The organism is Alphaproteobacteria bacterium (assembly GCA_039980135.1).
Classification (GTDB): Bacteria; Pseudomonadota; Alphaproteobacteria; order UBA6615; family UBA6615; genus UBA8079.
On record JBDXCV010000013.1, the window covers coordinates 34,023 to 53,596 of the forward strand.

Below are 19,574 nucleotides of genomic sequence, written 5' to 3' on the forward strand. Positions count from 1 at the left end.
AGGGTGGGTTCAGGCGCCGGGATCGTCCCGGCGTGGTGCGGCCGCAGATTGTCGTTGGGGGATGAGATGGAGCTGGGACTTTCGGGTAAACGTGCGCTGGTGTCGGGCTCGACCCTGGGGATCGGCCGGGCCATTGCGGAATCGCTGGCAAAGGAAGGCGCGTCGGTGATTGTCAACGGCCGCGATGCGGGCCGTGTCGAGGCGGCAGTGGCCGAGATTTCCCGCCTCGGGTCGGCGGCGGGTTTCGCGGCCGATCTTTCGACGGCAAAGGGCGCGCAGGACCTCGCGACGTTTGCGACCGAGGGCGGCGCGATCGACATTTTGGTGAACAATGCGGGCATGTTCACCGTCAACGAGTTCTTCGATATCGAGGACGCCGACTGGCAGGCAATGTTCGACCTCAATGTGATGAGCGCTGTTCGTCTGTCGCGGGCGCTGATGCCCGCGATGCTGGAGCGCGGTTGGGGGCGGGTGTTGTTCATCGGGTCGGACCAGAGCTCGAAACCCAACCCGTCGATGGCCCATTATGCGATGACCAAGACCGCGCTCGTGTCTATTGCCCGCAGCCTGGCGGAGCGCACACGGGAGACCGGGGTCACGGTCAATACACTGCAGGTTGCCCCGACATGGACAGACGGTGTGGAGGCCTTCATGCAGCAGATGGCCGAGATCGAGGACACGACACCTGAAGAAATGAGCAAGGGTTATTTCGCCGAGGGGGAGGGGCAAACATCGCTACTCCAGCGCTGGGCGCGCCCGGAAGAGATTGCCGCCGTTGCGACGTTCCTGTGTTCACCTCAGGCGTCTGCCATCAACGGCAGTGCGCCCCGCGCCGACGGCGGGATGGTGCGTTCGCTTTTCTAGGGGCCAGATTACGAATTCTGGTCGTCTGCGGTGTCTGCACCCTCGATCAGGGATTTTGCATCCGGTGACACCGAGCGGAGATGCAGGTCGCGCTGCGGGAAGGGAATCTCGATCCCGTGCTCGTGAAACAGGTCCCAGACCCGGAGCAAGACCACGCTCTTGATATTTGATACGCCGGCTTCCGGGTCGCGAATCCAGAAACGTATTTCCAGATCGACGGAACTGTCCCCGAAGCCTTTCAGGAGGCATTTGGGCTCGGGATCGCCGACGATACGTTCCTGGTCTTTCGTCGCTTCGACACAAAGCTCGATCGCCTTGTGAACATCCGAGCCATACGCCACGCCGATGGGCACCCGCAGGCGGACGCGCTTGCCGCTGAATGACCAGTTTTCGACACGCGTGACGATCAGCTCTTCGTTCGGGATCAGGTGTTCGATCCCGTCGCGCGTGACGACCGAGACGTAACGCGCACCCAGGGACTGGATCCAGCCGTAGGTGCCCGCGACGCCGATCGTATCGCCCGGTTTGATGGAGCGGTCCATCAGCAAAATGATTCCACTGATGAAGTTGCTCACGATCTTCTGCAGGCCGAAGCCGATTCCAACGCCGAGCGCGCCGCCGAATACCGCCAATGCCGTGAGGTCGATCCCGACGCTGTTGACGGCAATGAAAATCGCGAAGATGACCAAGAGGATCTTTGCGAGTTTCGTGAACAGCACCTGCATCGACGGCGTGACGTTTGGCAGTTTCTTGATCCGGCGCTCGAGCAGGTTGGCGGCCAGATTTGCCAGCCACAACAGCATGACGAGGTAGAACAGGCCTTCGATCACACCGAGTGCGCTGATCCGGATCTTGCCGATGCTCAGAGAGATGCCGTCGAGCAGGTCGAGGGCGGGCTGGAGAAGGCCCAGGATGTTGAGCGCGGCGATCACCCACACCACAATTGCAATGAACCGCGCCCAGACTTCTTCGCGAACGAACTGGGTGATTAGCCGGATCACGATCCATGCGTTTACAAGACTGACTACGACCGACATCAGCTTGTCGCGGAATTCGAGCTGGTCCGCCACAGCGACCGCAAGCCAGAGAAGAACCACCCAGATAATGGGCGTTACCAGCGGCAGGAGTGTCCGCCAGATCAACGAAATCTTGGCGTCGAAACGGCTTTTCTCGATCTGCGGTTCGAGCCAGGTGCGGAAGGGAATCGCGATGATCCGCGCGGCAAGAAGCGTGACCGCAATCGCGCCGAGTTCCCAGATTGCGGCGAAGGTCAAAATCTCGGCCTCGATCCACATCCGTGCATCGGCGAGCAGTGACTTCAGAGTTTCGGGGTTTAGCAGCCGGTTCATTTTCTATCGGTCACTGAAGCAGGGGTTCATATCCATTTGAGCTTGCGCAACAGGACATATTCAAACACACCGAGCACGAGGATGGCAGCGGCGACGATCCAGAAGGCAGCCGGGCTTTCGACCCCGGGCAACCCACCGACATTGATACCGAGCAGTCCGGTCAGAAGGCTGGGGGGCAAGAGAATGGCGGCGACGACCGTCAGCACATACATCGTACGGTTCATCCGTTCCGACATCTGGTAGTTAAACTCATCCTGTACCGCAGCCGCGCGCTCGCGTGCGGCTTCCAGGTCTTCGACATACCGCGTCGTCCGGTCGGCAATCTCGCGCAGGAATGCGCGGTTGAGATCGGTGAGCCAGGTGAGCTTTTCAGCCTGGAGGCGTGACATGGCGTCGCGTTGGGGCGCCAGATAGCGACGCAGGCCAATCGCGCTCCGGCGGGTGCGGACGAGGCGTGCGCGCAGCCCCTGCGACGCATCTTCCTGAACGGTTTCCTCGATCTCGTCGAGAGTGTCGTCGATCTCCGAGATGACCGGGCCCATTCGATCGATCAGACGATCGGTTAATCGCACCAGAAACTCGCCCTGGTCGGCAGGGCCGTCGCCACGCGCGATCATCTCGCGAATGTCGTTCACCGCCATCAGTCGAACATGGCGCAAGGTGACAATTCGATCAGGTTCGATCCAGCAACGCACCGCCACCATATCCTCGGGGTCGGCGTCGGGATTGAGGTTTACCCCGCGGAGGATAACGAGGAGCCTGTCCTGTTCCACCAGGACACGCGGGCGGGCGTCTTCGGACAGAAGCGGTCGTTTGATGGCACTGGGAATGCCGCTGTGATTCTCGATCCACGTTGATGTGCCAGGATCCTTGCGGTCGAGATGGACCCAGAGCAACCCGTCTTCGGGTTTCCATGCGCGCACGCCGGTCCAGTCGAGCGGCGACCCGCCGCCCTCGCCATCCAGCAGGAAGGCGCAAATCAGGCCATCGACCTCACCCACGATATCGTCACTCTGTTCCACATCTGATTGCATGTGGTGAGTCTAGTCCAATGGCAGGTAGGTGCAAGGAATCGTCTGGCGATACCGAGGGACATGGTATGGCGCTTTTCAGTCGGCGGTTGCCGCCGCGCCGGCACCAGACTATGTGGTGCCGGTCCAGCGATCGATGACCACGCTGGCCGCCATGTCTCCCGCGACATTCACGACCGTCCGGCACATATCCAGCAGACGATCAACGCCGAGAATTATCGCGATGCCCGCAGCGGGGATTCCGACGCTTGTGAGGATCGAGGCGAGAATGACGATGCCCACGCCGGGGGTGCCGGGTGAACCGATGGCGGCACCGGTCGCCATGACCACAATCAGAACCATGCCCGCGATACCGATTTCAACACCGAAAACCTGAGCAAGAAAAAGTGCCGCGACGGCCTGATAAAGCGCGGTGCCCGCCATATTGATGGTCGTGCCAAGGGGAACGACGAAACGCGCGATACTTACGTCCACGCCCAGTTTTTCCTCCGTGGCCGTCAACGTCGCCGGCATGACGGCGGCAGAACTGGATGTCGAGAACGCCAACAGCAGAACGTCGCGCGTGGCGCGCAGAAACGCGATTGGCGATAGGCCTCCGAGAACCCGGACGGCCAGCAAGTAGGCCCGGAACAGGACAAAAAGCCCCGCCACCACCGCGATGACATACATCCCGGTGCCGATGAGAGCCGAGAGGCCGATGCGGGCGCTCAGTTGTGCGAGAAGACCAAAGACCGCAAGAGGTGCGAACCGAAGCACGAAGCCGACGATAACCATGCAGGCGGCCTGGACAGACGCGAGAAGCTCGAGCAGGGGTCGACGTTGGTCGGCGCCGGTCATGACGACGGCGACCCCGAGGATCATGGCGGCAATCACGATCTGCAGCATGTTGCCGCTGGTGAAGGTCGTCAGCGGGTCGGTGGGGAACAGGCCGGTAATAAGGTTCGGTATCTCCGACATGCCGGGCGCACCTGCGGGGCTCGCCACCGGTGCTGCGGTTGCTCCGTCCGGGCCGAGTGCGGCGTCGAGAACCGAGCGCTCGATAAAGCTGCCGGGCCTGAGCAGAAGTGCGCTGCCGATTCCGATCACGACGGCAACGATCGTCGAGATGACGAAGAACAGGCTGGTCTTCAGGCCGAGTGCGCCGAGACCCTGTGTGCCTTGACCGGCCGCGATCCCGCGGATGACCGAGGCGACAACGAGCGGGACGACCACGAACTGTATGGCGAGGAGGAATAGTTTTCCGGGCAGCGCCACCCAGGCGCCAATCACGTCGGCAATATCGGGGGCGATGAGCCCCGATGTCGGGCCGATCAGAATGCCGAACCCGACGCCGGCTGCCATGGCGATCAGGACCTGGAGCCAGAGGCGTTGGCGCACCAGAGGCAACAGCCGGTTGGCGAGATATGGGAGCGAGCGCGGCAATGCGACGGATTGGTGCCATTCATCTCTGTTCATGGTTATGTGTCCGCCTGGTTCAACTGGTATCACAAGGGCACAATCGTACCCGTGCGGCACAAGAAGTCGTTTGATGTGACGCAATCCCGTGGAGCACCGAAAAATGAATACGGAAAAATTCGAATTTCCCGGCCATTCAGGCGAGATGCTGGCCGCCCGAGTAGACGCGCCGGACCAGCCCCCCCGCGCCTATGCGCTGTTTGCCCATTGTTTCACATGCACCAAGGATATCTATGCGGCCTCACGGATCGCCCGCGCGCTGACCGAAACAGGTATTGCGGTCGTCCGGTTCGACTTTACCGGCCTCGGCCATTCCGAAGGCGAGTTCGCAAATACTAATTTTTCCTCCAATGTTGAGGACCTTGTGGCGGCGGCAGATCATATGCGCGACGTGCTGTCCGCACCGGACCTAATCATCGGGCACAGCCTGGGCGGGGCGGCAGTTCTCGCGGCGGCCGGAAAGATCGATGAGGTGAAGGCCGTGGTGACCATCGGTGCGCCTTCGGAACCCGCGCATCTGACACACATGTTTCAGGATTCGGCGGACGAGATCGAAACGGTCGGCGAGGCAAAAATGCTGTTGGCAGGCCGTGAGTTCACCATCAAGAAGCAGTTCCTCGACGATATCCGGGGGCAGTCCCTGACGGAATGTCTGGCAAATCTGGGCCGCGCCCTGCTGGTCATGCACAGCCCGGTCGATAACACCGTCGGGATCGAGAATGCCGCGGCGATCTTTGGGGCGGCGAAGCACCCGAAGAGTTTTGTCTCCCTGGATGACGCCGATCACCTGGTGTCGAGGAAAGCCGATGCGGAATATGCCGCGACCGTGCTGGCGAGCTGGGCCAGCCGCTACCTTCCCGCATACAAGGAATCCGATGACGCAGGGCCGTCTGCGAATGAAGGCGAACTCGTGGTCGCGGAGACCGGAGAAAACCCGTTCGCCCAGGCGATCAGCGCCGGTGTGCACAGTCTGCGCGCGGACGAGCCGCTGAAAATCGGCGGCGGGAACACCGGGCCCACGCCCTATGACTTGCTGCTGGCGGGGCTTGGTGCGTGCACGTCGATGACGATCCGGATGTATGCCGACCGTAAGAAATGGCCGCTTGAGCGCGCTGTCGTGCGTCTCAAGCACGACAAGATCCATGCCGACGATTGCGCCGCGTGTGAAACCACGGAGGGGCGCGTCGACAGGATTGAAAGAATTGTCGAACTCACAGGCGATCTCGGCGATGAACAACGCGCGCGATTGTTGGAGATCGCCGACAAATGCCCGGTTCACCGGACGCTTGAGAGTGAGGTAAAAGTGGAGACCCGGCTTGCGTAGTCAGGGGTCGATATTCACGTCCACCAGCGCCCGCCGGCGCCCATCACCACGACGATCAGGCCGAGCGGCAGGTTCACGGCGATGATCTTGCGAATGCGGTCCAGGTCCTTGCCGGCCTGCGGCCAGTTCTCATCGTCCACCGCCTCGCGAAAATCGGCCCAGGCGCCCCAATAAAGCCAGGCGAAGAGCAGGAACATGATCCAGGCAACACCCTGCATGATGTGTACGTGGGAGCCGGCGAAGGCGAAGCCGCCCTGGACCGTGAACAATACCCAGTACCCCGAGGCGAACAGCGCGATGATCGACAGCCAGACCCAGGGAAAGAACCTTCCAAATACTGTGTACATCAGCTGGAGTCGTTCGGCCGGCTGGGCGAGCGCGACCAGAGCCGGGCGCAGGCAGACATAGATCACAAACATGCCGCCGACCCAGATGACGGCGGCGAGGATGTGAATGGACAGAGCGAGCGTTGTCATGGTGACCTCACAAATAATGCTTCATCGTCACGGGTTTCCCTTTCACTGGATACCGCGCGTCGCTACCCTGTTGTCAGAATGGTCAACGCGCGAACAAGAAAACCCGTGACACCACTTGGTCCGCTCGATGCGTATGACCAGGGCGATTACTTTTGCGAGATGTTCGGTCGAAATGGGTTGTCGCACACCCGACGAATTCGTGAACACCTCGCCTCGATGGACAGCGCGACTCTTCGCCGCCGCTCCAAGGATGCCGAGCGCGAACTGTTCAATCTCGGCATCACCTTCACCGTCTATACCGACCGGGACGCGATCGATCGAATCCTGCCTTTCGACGTTATCCCGCGGGTGCTGTCGAATAAGGACTGGGAGACGATCGAAAGCGGTGTGAAGCAGCGTGTCGCCGCGCTGAACCTGTTCCTGCACGATATCTACCATGACGGAAAGATATTCAAGGACGGCATCATTCCCGAGGAACTTGTTCGTGGGAACAAGAACTATCGCCCCGAGATGGAAGGTGTCTCGCCGCCGCAGGGCACCTATGTGCATATTTGTGGAACGGACCTGGTGCGCGACGAGAAGGGCAAGTTCCGGGTGCTCGAGGACAATGCGCGTACCCCGTCTGGTGTGTCCTATGTGATCGAGAATCGCCACTTGATGATGCGCGCGTTTCCGGATCTCGCCGATGGCGTCCCGATCATGGATGTGGACGATTACGGGCGCCGCCTGATGCGCGCCCTCTCGGCTGTGGCGCCGAAGGGCGTGTCGGATCCGAATGTGGTAATTCTGTCGCCCGGCGTATTCAACTCGGCCTATTTCGAGCATGTATTTCTGGCACGCGAGATGGGCGGCCCCCTTGTGGAGGGGCGGGATCTGCTTGTCGAAAACGACAAGGTCTATATGCGGACAACGCGGGGCAACGAGCCGGTACATGTTATTTATCGCCGGATTGACGATGAGTTTCTCGACCCGCAGGCGTTCAATCCCGACAGCATGCTGGGCGTGCCGGGCCTGTTCGAGGCCTATCGGAAGGGCAATGTCACCCTGGCGAACGCGGTGGGTACCGGCGTGGCGGACGACAAGGCCGTCTATGCCTATATGCCGCGCATTATCCGCTACTATCTCGACGAAGACGCGATCATTCAGAACGTCCCGACGAACATCTGCCGCGAGGCGGACGGGCTGGCGCAGACCCTCGATAATCTCGATCAACTCGTCACCAAGCCGGTCGGTGAATCGGGTGGTTACGGGGTCGTGATCGGGCCGCGCGCGAGCAAGCGCGAACTCTCCCAGTTGCGCGCGAAGCTTGTTGCCGACCCGAATAATTTCATCAGTCAGCCGCTGGTCAGCCTGTCGGTGTCACCGACCCTGATCGGCCGAAATGTCGAGCCGCGTCATGTGGACCTGCGCCCGTTTGCGCTGACGGGTGATAGTACATGGGTACTGCCGGGCGGCCTAACGCGGGTGGCCATGAAACGCGGTTCGCTGATCGTAAACTCGTCGCAGGGCGGCGGATCGAAGGATACCTGGGTCCTTGGCTAGTCTCGTCGCACGCTTCGGCTGGAATGTTTTCTGGATGGGCCGCTATGTCGAGCGGGCAGAGGCGCTCGCGCGGATTCTCGACATCAACGAAACCTATGCGCGCGATAAGCCGGAAGGCCCCGATTGGCTCCGGGTGCTGGATCTCTACGCGGACACGAAACGTTTCACCGAGAGCAACGAGGTGGCGGACGCGGCGTCGGTATCCAATTTTTATATGCTCGATCGCAACAATCCGACGTCGATTGCGTCCTCCGTCGCCTCGGCGCGCGAGAATGCGCGTTCGGTGCGCCATCTGATCAGCACCGAGATGTGGACCCATCTCAATATGTTCCACAATCAGATCGGGGGCCTGACTCAACGCGACATCCGGCTGAACAATCTTTCGCGGGTTTGCGCCGATATCAGGCTCGATTGCCAGAGCTTCGAAGGGATTGCCGAGGGAACGTTCTTCCGTGGCGAGGCCTGGTGTTTCTATCAGATGGGCAAGTATCTCGAACGCGCCGATCAGACCACCCGCATCCTCGATATGGGTTATGACCGAATCACCGACATTGAAGCCGACGGGCGCGATTCGATTCACTGGAGCGTGCTGTTGCGTTCGGTCGCGGGTTATCACGCCTTTCGCAGTCTTTATCCCGCCGGCTCCAGTGCGCGCGATATTGCCGGGTTCCTTCTCTATGATCAGGAATTCCCGCGGGCCGTAGCTCTCTGTGTCGAGCGGGTGACCGCCCGGCTCCACGAGCTTGAAGATCGTCATGACCATCTTCGTCATGCGCGGGTCGAAGAGGCGCGGCGTTCTCTTGCCTTCACGCTCGAAACCGGCCTTGGCCAGCGCGTCACACCCAAACGATTGCACAAGTTCATCGACGATCTGCAGATCGCGCTCGGTGACGTTTCGGCCGAAATTGGCAACGCCTATCTGTTGTCGACTTAGTTTCGGTTCTGCGCAGCTGAACGAAAACTGAGGCGTTCATGAATTTTGGCGAAGTCCTCCAGGAGATCGCGGCTGAGGCGCCTCTGCTGGTTGGGCAGGGCAGGGTTGCAAGCTACATCCCCGCGCTGGCGGAGATATCGCCGCAGAAATTCGGCATGGCAGTCCACACAGTTGACGGGGTCAGGTTTTCCGTCGGTGATGCGACCGAGGCATTCTCGATCCAGAGCATATCCAAGGTGTTCTCGCTGATGCTGGCGATGCGGATCGTCGGCGATGATCTGTGGACGCGGGTCGGCCGTGAACCGTCCGGCAACGCCTTCAATTCCCTTGTGCAGCTTGAATATGAACAAGGAATTCCGCGAAATCCGTTCATCAATGCCGGCGCCCTGGTGGTTATCGACGCGCTTGTGACGAAACTGCATGAGGCAAAGAACTGCTTTCTGGAATTCGCGCGGGGCCTTGCGGACGATCCGGATATTGCCTTCGATGAGGCCGTCGCGCATTCCGAGGACACCCACGGCCATGTGAACAAGGCGCTGGTCAATTTTCTGAAGGCGTATGGCAACATCCACAACGATATCCATTTCGTTCTGGATGCCTATTTTCATCATTGTGCTCTGGCGATGAGCTGCACCCAGTTGGCGCATGCGTTTCTGCCGCTCGCCAACAACGGTATGTCCCAGAGTGCTGAAGATTCAGTGCTGACGGCGCGCCAGGCGCGCCAGGTGAACTCACTGATGCTGACCTGCGGGTTGTACGACGCGGTTGGAAAATTCGCGTATCGTGTTGGCCTGCCTGCAAAAAGCGGTGTCGGGGGCGGCATTGTCGCCGTGGTTCCGGGTGAGATGACCATTGCCGTGTGGGCGCCGGAACTGGATGAGACCGGAAACTCGGTGATGGGGACCCGTGCGCTGGAGCTATTTGCGCAGATCACCCAGAGGTCGATTTTTTAAGTCTTTGGTGAGTCGTGGGTCTATACAACCATCAGCCCAATAATTGGGCACTTGGCGCGGGGGACTTACACAAGTGCAACGACTTACGGTCAATCACGTAACGACCTACCGTTATCTACGCCCGGTGAAGTTTCACGACCATCGAATGATGTTCAGGCCGCGCGACAGTCATGATTTGCGACTGTTCGATGCCTCCCTGACCATTGCACCGGCGGCCGATATTCGCTGGTATCACGATGTCTTCGGCAATTCGGTTGCCGTGGCGGCGTTTACGGAGATGGCGGATACCCTGCATTTCGAGAGCCAGATCGTGCTCGACCGCTATCCGCTCGAAACGCCGGAATTCCCGATCGAGGACTATGCCCGCCAGATTCCATTCAGTTACCCCGCGAGCGAAGTGCCGGATCTTGGGCGCACGATCGAACGCCATTATCCCGATCCCGAACGCCGGGTGACCGAATGGACTCGACGTTTCCTGGGGAATGGGACCGGCGGCATTGATACGGAAGATTTTCTGATTTCGGTGACGCGGGCGATCCAGAGCGAATTCGGCTACGAGGCGCGCTATGAACCGGGTGTGCAGACCCCTGTCGAGACGCTGGAGCGCGGGTCCGGGACCTGCCGTGACTATGCGTTGTTCATGATGGAAGCGGTGCGCAGCGTTGGTCTGGCGGCGCGTTTCGTCAGCGGTTATCTCTACGATCCGAGTATCGATGGCGGAACCGGCGAGGTGACCGGCGCCGGCGCGACCCATGCCTGGGTGCAGGTTTACCTGCCGGGCGCGGGGTGGGTGGAGTTCGATCCGACCAACGGGTCGTATGGCGGCCACAATCTCGTGCCGATTGCCTTCGCCCGGGAACCGCAGCAGGCGATCCCCGTGTCGGGATCATTCGATGGGGCTTCCGAGGATTTTCTGAGCATGTATGTGGACGTGCAGGTGCACGCGCTTCAGGTTTTCGATCAGACGGCCTGATCCGCGACAATTTTCGCTTGCCGCCGAAGACGGACTGACCCAAATTTTCCGACCATGAATTTCAGGATATCGACATGACGTATTGCGTTGGGCTTCGCCTGCAGGATGGTCTGGTCATGCTGTCGGACACGCGCACCAATGCGGGCGTGGACAACATCTCGACCTTCAAGAAGATGCACCTGTTCGCGTCCCCGGGAGAGCGGGTAATCGTGATTATGACGGCCGGTAACCTGGCCATTGCCCAGTCTGTCATTAACCTGCTCGAAGAGGGAATCGAGGACGAGAAGACGGGCAACGTCGAGACCCTGTTGAATGTGCCGACGATGTTTCAGGCAGCCCAACTCGTCGGGACGGCGGTGCGTCAGGCCTATGAGGTGGATCACGAGGCGCTCGAGGCGCAGGACGTGAAGTTCGATGTGTCCCTGTTGCTGGGCGGCCAGATCGCGGATCGGAGTTTGCGGCTTTTTCAGATCTATAGCGCGGGGAACTTCGTCGAGGCGACCGAAGACACGGCGTTCCTGCAGATCGGGGAGCACAAATACGGCAAGCCGATCCTCGACCGCGCCGCGACCTATGATACCGGCCTGTCCGATGCGGCGAAACTGGGTCTGATCTCGATGGATTCCACCCTGCGCAGTAACCTGACCGTCGGCATGCCGGTTGACCTGTTGATCTATCGCAAGGATTCGCTCGAGGTAATGGTCGAGCGCCGGATCCATGAGGACGACGCGTATTTTCAGACGATCCGCAGCGGTTGGTCGACGGCATTGCGCGACGCCTATCAGACATTGCCGCCGCCGCCCTGGACCAACGGCCAGGGTTGACCCGTCTTCGTCGCGGTTTCCGTTTAGTGAAAATTCCGCGACTTGATCGCGATATGGGTATTGCGCGGGTGGCGCCATAGCGAGGGTTTGGCGAGTTTGCGACCGCTCTCCTGTGCCTGACGTGGATCCGGCCGGGTGCCGTACTTGATCTCGTCGGCGCGGGCCCACGCATTGTCGAATTCCCGCGGCTCGCTTGTGCTGCCGTCGCCGAGCGCGTCGAGCCGGTCCGACAGGTCGGTGATGTCTTCGGCAATCAGATGGGTGACGATGCCCTCGCGCTGCAGTTTGCCCCGGATCTTCACCAGCCGTGACGACAGCACCACCTTGCGAAAACGCTCGAAAACGTCCGGCCAGACGATGACGTTGGCCACGCCGGTCTCGTCCTCCAGGGTCAGGAAGATCACGCCCTTGGCGGTGCCGGGCCGCTGGCGGACAAGAATGAGTCCGACCGTGGTCAGGCGCTGATTGTTGGGGCGTTCGCGCAGTTCGCGGGCCGGTACGGCGTGCATGGATGCCAGTTCGTCACGCAAAAGCCCCACCGGGTGGTGCTTCAGGGACATGCGGATCGATGCATAGTCATTGGCGACGACCTCGCCGGCGGTCTCGTCGGGCAGCGTGATCGATGGCTCGGGAATCGCGTCACGTGCCTCGGCTGCGGCGAACAGGGGCAGGGCGGCGGCGGTCTCGCGGCCGTTGTGTCCGAGCGCCCGGATCGCCCACAGGGCCGCGCGCCGCGCCAGCCCGAGCGAGTCAAACCCGCCGGCCTCGGCGAGTGCGACCAGCGCGGCCGTGTTGATGTTGGTGCGGCGCCAGACATCCTCGACCGAGACGTAGCCTTCATCCGGGCGCGCGTCCGCCACTGCCTCGGCGGCCTCGCGGTTAAGGGATTTGATCTGCCGGTAACCGAGGCGGAGCGCGTGGCTGTCTGACTCAGGGCTAACTGGCCCCTCTCCCGTGGGGAGAGGGGTTTGGGGTGAGGGTGGCGACTGTTCCGGTGGCCGCTCGGCGGCATCGTAAACTCTCACCCGGCTCGCATTGCTCGCCACCCTCTCCCTCAGGGATAGGGTTTCTTCTGTCGGCTCCAGCCGGTTGTCCCACAGGGAATGGTTCACGTCGGGGCCGCGCACCTCGACGCCATGCTCGCGCGCGTCGCGCACGATCTGGGCGGGGGCGTAGAAGCCCATGGGCTGGCTGTTGAGCAGGGCGGCGGCGAAGACATCCGGGTAGTGGCATTTGAGCCAGGACGAGATGTAGACCAGCAGCGCGAAGGACGCCGCGTGGCTCTCGGGGAAGCCATACTCGCCGAAGCCCTCGATCTGGCGGAAGCAACGCTCGGCGAAGTCGCGGTCATAGCCCCGTTCGGCCATGCCATCGACCATCTTGGCGTGGAAGGTATGGATGGTGCCGGTCTTGCGGAAGGTCGCCATGGCGCGCCGCAGCTGGTCGGCCTCGCCGGGGGTGAACCCGGCGGCGGTGATGGCGATCTGCATTGCCTGTTCCTGAAACAAGGGAACACCAAGCGTCTTGCCGAGAACGTCTTCAAGTTCCTTGGAGGGGAATTCGACCGTCTCCAGCCCGTCGCGGCGGCGGATATAGGGATGCACCATGTCGCCCTGGATCGGGCCGGGGCGGATGATCGCCACCTCGATCACCAGATCGTAGAAGTTGCGCGGCTTCATGCGCGGCAGGAAGGCCATCTGGGCCCGGCTCTCGACCTGGAACACGCCGAGGGAATCCGCTTGACCCAGCATGTCGTAGACCGCCGGGTCCTCGGGCGGGACGTCCGCCAGCTCGAGCGGACGGTCATAGTGGTCGGCGAGCAGGGTGAAGGCCTTGCGGATGCAGGTCAGCATCCCGAGCGCCAGCACGTCGATCTTGAGGATGCCCAGTGCGTCGAGATCGTCCTTGTCCCATTCGATGACCGTGCGGTCGTCCATCGCCGCGTTCTCGATGGGCACCAGCGCGTCCAGCCGCTCGCGGGTGATGACGAACCCGCCGACATGCTGGGACAGGTGCCGTGGAAAGCCGATCAGCTCGCGGGTCAGGCGCAGCGCCATGCTCAGCCGGTTGTCGGCCGGGTCCAGCCCCAGCGAACGCACCACCTCGTCAGGCACGCCCTCGTTTGACCAGCCCCAGACATGGCCCGACAGGGCGGCGACCGTGTCCTCGGTCAGCCCCAGCGCCTTGCCGACCTCACGCAGGGCCGAGCGCGAACGGTAGCTGATCACCGTGGCGGCCAGCCCGGCGCGGTGACGGCCATATTTGGCGTAGATATACTGGATTACCTCTTCGCGGCGCTCATGCTCGAAATCGACATCGATATCGGGCGGCTCGTTGCGCTCGGCGGAGATGAACCGCTCGAACAGCAGGTCCAGCCGGTCCGGGTCGACCGCGGTGATGCCGAGGCAGAAGCACACGGCAGAATTCGCTGCCGATCCGCGGCCCTGGCACAAAATCTCCTGTGAGCGGGCAAACCGGACGATATCGTGCACCGTCAGGAAGTAGGCGGCGTAGCGCAGCTCGGCGATCAGGGTGAGCTCATGCTCAAGCTGGGCGCGGACTTTCGTGGAAATGCCGTTGGGATAGCGATCTGCGGCACCGCGCCAGGTCAGCCGCGCCAGTTCGGCATCCGGCGTGCGTCCGGCGGCGACCGGCTCGGCAGGGTATTCGTAGCGCAACTCATCGAGGGAAAAGCGGCATTTCGCGGCGATCTCGCCCGTCCGTGCGATGGCATCGGGATAATCGCGGAACAGGCGGGCTATCTCGGTAGCGGGTTTCAGGTGGCGCTCGGCGTTGACCGCCAGGCGGCGGCCCGCATTGTCGATGGTGCAATGTTCGCGGATGCAGGTGACGACGTCGGCGAGCGCGCGCCGTTCGACGGCGTGATAACGCACATCGTTGGTGGCCACGAGGGGTGTGGCGCAGGCGTGCGCGATGGCGGCCAGCCGGGCGAGCCGCCTTGTGTCGTCACCCCGATAAAGATGGCTGGCGGCGAGATAAGTTTCTGATTCAAGTTCGCCCGATAGACGATTCAAAAAGCTGGAAAAAACCTCTGTAGCGGATTCCGTCAGATCGTCGGGCGGGAGCGCGATCAGAATCTGCCCCGCGCCGCATATGAACACCCCGTCAGGGTTGGTCAGGTCGGCGATCGTCAGGTGGCACTGGGCCTTTTCGGCCCGGCGTTTGCCCAGGGTCAGAAGCTGCGAAAGGCGGCTGTAAGCCGCCTTGTCCGTCGGCAGGCAGAGCAGGGACGGGCTCGCGTCCATGAAATCCAGCCGGGTGCCGACGATTGCCCGAATTCGGGCCTGTTTGGCTCCCAGGTGCCCGCGCACCACGCCGGCCAGCGTGTTGCGGTCGGTGATGGCAACCGCAGGATGCCCCAGTTCGGCGGCCCGCGCGGCGAGTTCTTCCGGGTGGGCCGCCCCCTCCAGGAACGAAAAATTGCTCGTCACCTGAAGTTCGACATAGGTGGGAACGTCGGTCACTGGTTTGATTTCCGGGCGGGTTTAAAACCCGCCCCTACAGGCCCGTGATTCTGTGTAGGGGCGGGTCTGCGACCCGCCCGCATGGAAGTGACAGGTTTTCTCATCCGAACAGCCCGTGCAGGAACCAGCGGGGCGGTGTGTCGGCAGAAATCCGGTCATACAGCCCCTCGCGATAGAGCCAGAAACGGCGGCCGTCCGTGTCCTCGACCCGGTAATAGTCGCGGGTGTCCCGGTCGAGGACGTTTGTGTTGCCGCCTGTTTCGGGTTGGCGCCACCATTCGGGCTCGATCCGCTCCGGTCCTTCGGCGCGGGTGATCCGGTGGGTGTGCCCGCGCCAGCGAAACAGGACCGGCGGGTCGTCGGGCACGGGGGCCATGGCCTCGACCTCTTCGGGGCGGGCCAAAAGGCGCGGCGGCCGGGGCTGGGGTGTTTGCCAATTGCCATCCGCGGCGGCGGACGGCGAAGTCAATGCGGACGCACCTTCCTGCACCCGCTCGGGCAGATGGGTCTCGCGGGCCCGGAAGCGCATCACATTGTCGGGCCCGAGACGCCCGGCGAGCCTGTCCACCAGGCGTTCCAGGGCGGCGGGGTCGCTGTCGCGGCCGCCGACCAACCGGGTTTGGGCGGCGCGCAGCGGCTCGGTGACCACCGCAGCGAGGGTGAGGGTCTCGACCATGGCCTCGGCGGCTGCGCTGAGCGGGTCGGGGGCGGACGTCGGCGGTTCGGGCAGGCGTTCAAGCTGTTCGCCCAGGAGACGCATCAGGTGATCGGGGTCGTGGCTCGCCCGGCTGGTGCCGGCCATGATCGTGTCGACCCGCCCGCCGACCCGGTAGAGGCACAGCTCCAGCCGGCGCGCGCCGCGCTCGGCCCGGGCGAGGCGATTACACAGCGCCTCGAGCAGGTTGCGGGCGGCAGCCGCGATATGTTCCTCGCGGCCCAGCGCCTCGGCAAACGCGGTGCGCAGCCGCCAGACCGGGGCGGGTGCGCGGGGGGAAATGGGTTCATCGACCCGCCCCAGGGCCTGATCCAGACGGCGGGCGGGCAATTCCCCGAACCGGCGCGCGAGCCCGGCACGTGGGAGTGCTGCCAGATCACCCACATTGCGCAGCCCGAGGCGCTCCAGCCCGTCGAGGATGTCCGATGGCAGGCGGAGTGCGGCGTTGGGGAAGGGCGCGAGCCGGGCGGCATGTCCGCCTTCGGGAAAGATCACGCAGCGCGCCTTGCCGGGTTTACCGAAACGCGCCGCGGCCCAGGCGGCCCCCACCGTATCGGCGAGGCCGGCGCGCGCGGTGTAGCCGATGGTGGCCAGGCGTTTCGTCATATCCTCGAGCATCGCGGCCTCGCCGCCGAATAGATGCGCGCAGCCGGACACATCCAGCCAGATACCCGCCGCGCCGCCGGTCTCCAGCCCGGAAGGCGCGGTCCAGGGCGTGTAGCGGGTGCACCAGGCGGCGATCCGCTCGAGGGTCGCGCTGTCGCCGTCTGGGTCTGCGTCATGGACGGCGACATCGGGCAGCAGCGCACGGGCGTCGGCGAGGGTCTGGCCCGGAGACAGCCCGGCCTTCTGGGCTGCCAGGGTCACCGCGCTGAGACGAATGGCACCCCCCTCGGGCATCGTCATCACCAATACAGGCTCCGAAACCGGATCAGGCCGTGCGGCGTTGCGCGACTGGCCTTGCATCTGCTGTTTCAGGCTGCGCTGGCAGCGATCGGTCGCGAAGCGGGGGAACCAGAGCGAAACCACCCGACGTTTGGGGTTTATCCTGTCCGTCATCTCTCCATTCCAGTTGCCAGCTTCGGGGTCGTCCGCCCCGGGCGCGCAGCAGGTCCGCCTGCCAGCGCACAGCCCCGGGCAGGTTTGAATATTCAGGCGGGCCACCCGGTAACGCGGCGATCCGCCAGCGACTGACGCTGGCGGTCGGGGGCAGGGCTGCAAGGTCACGACGCAGCAGCAGGCCCATCCCGCCACCGGTTTCGGCGGCGAGCTGCAGGCGGCGGCTGGCGGTGAGGTCCATCGCCTCGATTTCCGCGCAGACCAGTCCGACCGTCGGCGCGCGCAGCGCTTCCTCCATGGCCCAGAGCGCCGTCGCGGCGAAATCACCGCCGGGCGGTACCCGCACCGCAATGAGGTCAGACGGGTCGAGGCCGAACCCGGCGAGCCCCGGCGCGTAGAGGCTCTCTCGCGGGCCGGTGCGAGGCGCGATCCAGACGATTGGCCGCGCGCGGGTATGCTGGGCCTTGCCGGCGAGCGCGGCGGCGAAGGCCGTGACCGCACCGTTCAGCGCGCCGCCGATCTTGGTGGTGCTGTTGGAGGTGGGCGGGTCGCCGTCGAGGAGTTCATGGACCGCCCCCGCCGCAAGCCCGCCCCAGGGCAGATGATCGTCGATCTCGGAGACTCCCAGGGGCAGGCAGTCGTCCGGGCATTCATCATCATGCGGACTCCCGCTGCCGCCGCGCTCGATGGCGGCGATGCGGCTGCGCAGCCGCTGGAGGAGTTGGGGATCCGCCGGCACCGTTGCTGTGCTCCGTTCTCGCAAAACGTTCTTATTTTGTTCTAATTTTCGAGGGCGGGAGAGTCAAAGCGGAGTGCAGGCGTGCACTGAGTCTTTTCAAATGTGCCTAATCCCCACGATTGCCTACGTTTCCGGCTGAGTGGCTATATCCCAAGCATATTGTTCAAACACTGGGTCAGGAATCGCTAAGACAGTCTCATGGGTCAGTATTTGTCGAACTATCGATATCGAGGCTTGAATGGATATCGCAACATGTCCCCAACCAGCGCAATGGACGGCTTCCCCGTCAACAAATTCGAATTCCACGTCGTTGACCGTAATTGTTGAGGAAGTGCCGTGATGAATACCGTTTGCATGCCTTGAGTTTCGAAGAATTGCTGGCAGATAGATGAGTGATTGGCAATCAGCCGGGTTCTCTAAATCGAGGTGCTCAATCAGCGTTTTTGTCGTGTTCCAGAATCCTCGAACCTCATCAAGGTTTAGCTCTGTACGTATTCTTCGGAGCATGTTTTCGACCTGAAACTGAAACTCAGTCAGTACAGCGTGGCGCTCATATTTTTCAATTATGTCGGCTGCATCTTGTGCAGAGCCGCCGGTAAAACCGGTAAGGTTCAAAAAATCGACTGCCGACATACGGTTTTCTTCGCCAGTACAAAGAATATTCAAAATCAGCCCCGACTTAATGAGAGCCACTTTAATATTCGAAAGCCCGACGCCTCTTGCATCTTCATTAGAGACCCCAATCTCGTCCTTTAGATTTTGAACTTCTTGGCCTAATGCGGCCAAAAACTCGGCACAATGTCGATAGGAGTTAGGCATCTGCGTCATGGTGTCCTGCTCGGTTATCTCCATTTTCTTAACTTGGCAAATGAGCGAGTCAACCTAACGGTGCAAGGAGCCCCCACACAAACGTGACTGTGGAGGGTGCGGTGCGCCGCGCATTATGGGGTGATGAGCAGACTTCAAAGATATGCCGGCGCGATGCTGACGGTCGCCTTGCTGCTGGCCGGCGAGGCGGTACACGCGCAAGCGTTCGAATGGGTGCGCATCGGCGACGCCGACGGATTTGGTTTCACCAACACAGCCGCACTTGGCCGCCCCATTCAGGGGGTCGGGCCCGGACCCGCCGACACCAACGCCAACGGAATCCTGGAGCCGGACGAGTTCCTGCCCGACCTGAACCGGGACGGCGGGGTCTGGTACCGGGGCGAGGATAATTTCGACAACCGTTCGGACGCCGAACGCGCCGACGCGGGCCATGCCTGCCGGGGTTGCCTCGCCATCGGCAACAAGACCCGGGGTTCCAACTGGACGGATTTATCCCTGTCACCCACGGCCCCGGCAGACGACTGGCCGGATCTGAACGGCCCGGACATCCCCAACAGCGCCGCGTTCGTGTTCGACTTCACGGTGCATGCCGAGGCCATCGTCCAGGGCACGCAGATGTTCTTCAATCTGGTGTTCGGCGACTACGACATCGACCCGGCGGTGGTGTTCGTGCGGTTCAGGAACGCGCCGCCTCGCGTGTTGCGTATTCCCAACCAGCGAATCCGCAACGTCGATGGGCTGATTCAGGCGCGCACGACGCGGCTGCCCTTCGACGACGTCTTTACCCGCGATGCCGACGACAACTGGCACGGTTTCCTGACGGTGGTCTTTGACGCGCCGATCGATCCGTTCACGGCCTTCGATTATGTGGAGCTGAGCCTGGATGCCGGTTTTTCGGCGCAGCTGAATGCGCCCCAAACAGGTCCGATCCGCCAGACCGATAACGGATAAACCCCAAAAGCGTCATGCCCGGACTTGATCCGGGCATCCATGTTCGGGACAGTGCATGAGATGCGCGGGTCG

General features: G+C 62.3%; 16 protein-coding genes. 8 read left to right on the forward strand and 8 right to left on the reverse strand.

Translation table 11 applies throughout. The features are described 5' to 3' along the window. Positions 1-66 precede the first annotated feature (66 nt). A complete protein-coding gene (locus tag ABJ363_15995; protein ID MEP4380492.1) occupies positions 67-864 on the forward strand; it encodes an SDR family oxidoreductase in 798 nt (265 codons plus the stop codon). A gap of 8 nt (positions 865-872) precedes the next feature. On the opposite strand, the gene ABJ363_16000 is transcribed toward ABJ363_15995, so the two are convergent. The 3 genes from ABJ363_16000 to ABJ363_16010 form a co-directional block, all read right to left on the reverse strand. Continuing rightward, a complete protein-coding gene (locus ABJ363_16000) occupies positions 873-2,213 on the reverse strand; it encodes a mechanosensitive ion channel domain-containing protein (GenBank protein MEP4380493.1) in 1,341 nt (446 codons plus the stop codon). 26 nt (positions 2,214-2,239) lie between these two features. Beyond that, positions 2,240-3,247, reverse strand: a complete 1,008-nt coding sequence (locus ABJ363_16005) for a zinc transporter ZntB (GenBank protein MEP4380494.1) — start codon at positions 3,245-3,247, stop codon at positions 2,240-2,242. A gap of 108 nt (positions 3,248-3,355) precedes the next feature. Beyond that, positions 3,356-4,699: a dicarboxylate/amino acid:cation symporter gene (locus ABJ363_16010; protein MEP4380495.1), complete on the reverse strand. Its 1,344-nt coding sequence runs from the start codon at positions 4,697-4,699 to the stop codon at positions 3,356-3,358. A gap of 103 nt (positions 4,700-4,802) precedes the next feature. Here ABJ363_16010 and ABJ363_16015 point away from each other — a divergent pair, with 103 nt between their 5' ends. After that, the gene (locus ABJ363_16015; GenBank protein MEP4380496.1) at positions 4,803-6,023 is read left to right on the forward strand and encodes an alpha/beta fold hydrolase; all 1,221 of its coding nucleotides are present in this window, start codon (positions 4,803-4,805) and stop codon (positions 6,021-6,023) included. A gap of 14 nt (positions 6,024-6,037) precedes the next feature. Here the strand turns inward: ABJ363_16015 and ABJ363_16020 are convergent, their stop codons facing one another. Next, complete coding sequence (locus ABJ363_16020) at positions 6,038-6,499, reverse strand: CopD family protein (GenBank protein MEP4380497.1); 462 nt, start codon at positions 6,497-6,499, stop codon at positions 6,038-6,040. A gap of 159 nt (positions 6,500-6,658) precedes the next feature. Between ABJ363_16020 and ABJ363_16025 the strand changes: the two genes are divergently transcribed. The 5 genes from ABJ363_16025 to ABJ363_16045 all read left to right on the forward strand — a co-directional run bounded on the left by ABJ363_16025 (position 6,659) and on the right by ABJ363_16045 (position 11,725). Next, positions 6,659-8,041 (forward strand): circularly permuted type 2 ATP-grasp protein, encoded by a 1,383-nt coding sequence (locus tag ABJ363_16025; protein ID MEP4380498.1) that lies wholly within the window; start codon positions 6,659-6,661, stop codon positions 8,039-8,041. Then, positions 8,034-8,975: an alpha-E domain-containing protein gene (locus tag ABJ363_16030; GenBank protein MEP4380499.1), complete on the forward strand. Its 942-nt coding sequence runs from the start codon at positions 8,034-8,036 to the stop codon at positions 8,973-8,975. Before ABJ363_16025 ends, ABJ363_16030 begins: the two co-directional genes overlap by 8 nt. 38 nt (positions 8,976-9,013) lie before the next feature. Further along, a complete protein-coding gene (locus tag ABJ363_16035; protein ID MEP4380500.1) occupies positions 9,014-9,928 on the forward strand; it encodes a glutaminase in 915 nt (304 codons plus the stop codon). A 73-nt stretch (positions 9,929-10,001) separates the two neighbouring features. Continuing rightward, positions 10,002-10,901 (forward strand): transglutaminase family protein, encoded by a 900-nt coding sequence (locus ABJ363_16040; protein MEP4380501.1) that lies wholly within the window; start codon positions 10,002-10,004, stop codon positions 10,899-10,901. 74 nt (positions 10,902-10,975) lie between these two features. Further along, positions 10,976-11,725 carry a proteasome-type protease gene (locus ABJ363_16045; protein MEP4380502.1) on the forward strand — a complete coding sequence of 250 codons (750 nt, stop codon included), beginning with the start codon at positions 10,976-10,978 and terminating at the stop codon, positions 11,723-11,725. Between the two features lie 23 nt (positions 11,726-11,748). Here the strand turns inward: ABJ363_16045 and ABJ363_16050 are convergent, their stop codons facing one another. From ABJ363_16050 to ABJ363_16065, 4 genes are all read right to left on the reverse strand, one after another. Continuing rightward, on the reverse strand, positions 11,749-15,210 hold the full coding sequence (locus ABJ363_16050) for an error-prone DNA polymerase (GenBank protein ID MEP4380503.1): 3,462 nt from the start codon (positions 15,208-15,210) through the stop codon (positions 11,749-11,751). A 100-nt stretch (positions 15,211-15,310) separates the two neighbouring features. After that, positions 15,311-16,954, reverse strand: coding sequence for a DNA polymerase Y family protein (locus ABJ363_16055; protein MEP4380504.1), 1,644 nt, complete (start codon positions 16,952-16,954; stop codon positions 15,311-15,313). Further along, the gene (locus ABJ363_16060) at positions 16,857-17,723 is read right to left on the reverse strand and encodes a hypothetical protein (protein ID MEP4380505.1); all 867 of its coding nucleotides are present in this window, start codon (positions 17,721-17,723) and stop codon (positions 16,857-16,859) included. The genes ABJ363_16055 and ABJ363_16060 overlap by 98 nt, the downstream gene beginning before the upstream one ends. A 123-nt stretch (positions 17,724-17,846) precedes the next feature. Further along, a complete protein-coding gene (locus tag ABJ363_16065) occupies positions 17,847-18,551 on the reverse strand; it encodes a hypothetical protein (protein MEP4380506.1) in 705 nt (234 codons plus the stop codon). A 123-nt stretch (positions 18,552-18,674) separates the two neighbouring features. Between ABJ363_16065 and ABJ363_16070 the strand changes: the two genes are divergently transcribed. Further along, complete coding sequence (locus ABJ363_16070) at positions 18,675-19,502, forward strand: hypothetical protein (protein ID MEP4380507.1); 828 nt, start codon at positions 18,675-18,677, stop codon at positions 19,500-19,502. Positions 19,503-19,574 lie beyond the last annotated feature (72 nt).

What these genes read in the sequence shown, in the direction of transcription:
- ABJ363_16015 (MEP4380496.1), top strand. Translation starts at nt 4,803, where the DNA reads ATGAATACGGAAAAATTCGAATTTCCCGGCCATTCAGGCGAGATGCTG.
- ABJ363_16000 (MEP4380493.1), bottom strand. Translation starts at nt 2,213, where the DNA reads ATGAACCGGCTGCTAAACCCCGAAACTCTGAAGTCACTGCTCGCCGAT.
- ABJ363_16070 (MEP4380507.1), top strand. Translation starts at nt 18,675, where the DNA reads ATGAGCAGACTTCAAAGATATGCCGGCGCGATGCTGACGGTCGCCTTG.
- ABJ363_16005 (MEP4380494.1), bottom strand. Translation starts at nt 3,247, where the DNA reads ATGCAATCAGATGTGGAACAGAGTGACGATATCGTGGGTGAGGTCGAT.
- ABJ363_15995 (MEP4380492.1), top strand. Translation starts at nt 67, where the DNA reads ATGGAGCTGGGACTTTCGGGTAAACGTGCGCTGGTGTCGGGCTCGACC.
- ABJ363_16010 (MEP4380495.1), bottom strand. Translation starts at nt 4,699, where the DNA reads ATGAACAGAGATGAATGGCACCAATCCGTCGCATTGCCGCGCTCGCTC.
- ABJ363_16035 (MEP4380500.1), top strand. Translation starts at nt 9,014, where the DNA reads ATGAATTTTGGCGAAGTCCTCCAGGAGATCGCGGCTGAGGCGCCTCTG.
- ABJ363_16045 (MEP4380502.1), top strand. Translation starts at nt 10,976, where the DNA reads ATGACGTATTGCGTTGGGCTTCGCCTGCAGGATGGTCTGGTCATGCTG.
- ABJ363_16065 (MEP4380506.1), bottom strand. Translation starts at nt 18,551, where the DNA reads ATGACGCAGATGCCTAACTCCTATCGACATTGTGCCGAGTTTTTGGCC.
- ABJ363_16020 (MEP4380497.1), bottom strand. Translation starts at nt 6,499, where the DNA reads ATGACAACGCTCGCTCTGTCCATTCACATCCTCGCCGCCGTCATCTGG.
- ABJ363_16025 (MEP4380498.1), top strand. Translation starts at nt 6,659, where the DNA reads ATGTTCGGTCGAAATGGGTTGTCGCACACCCGACGAATTCGTGAACAC.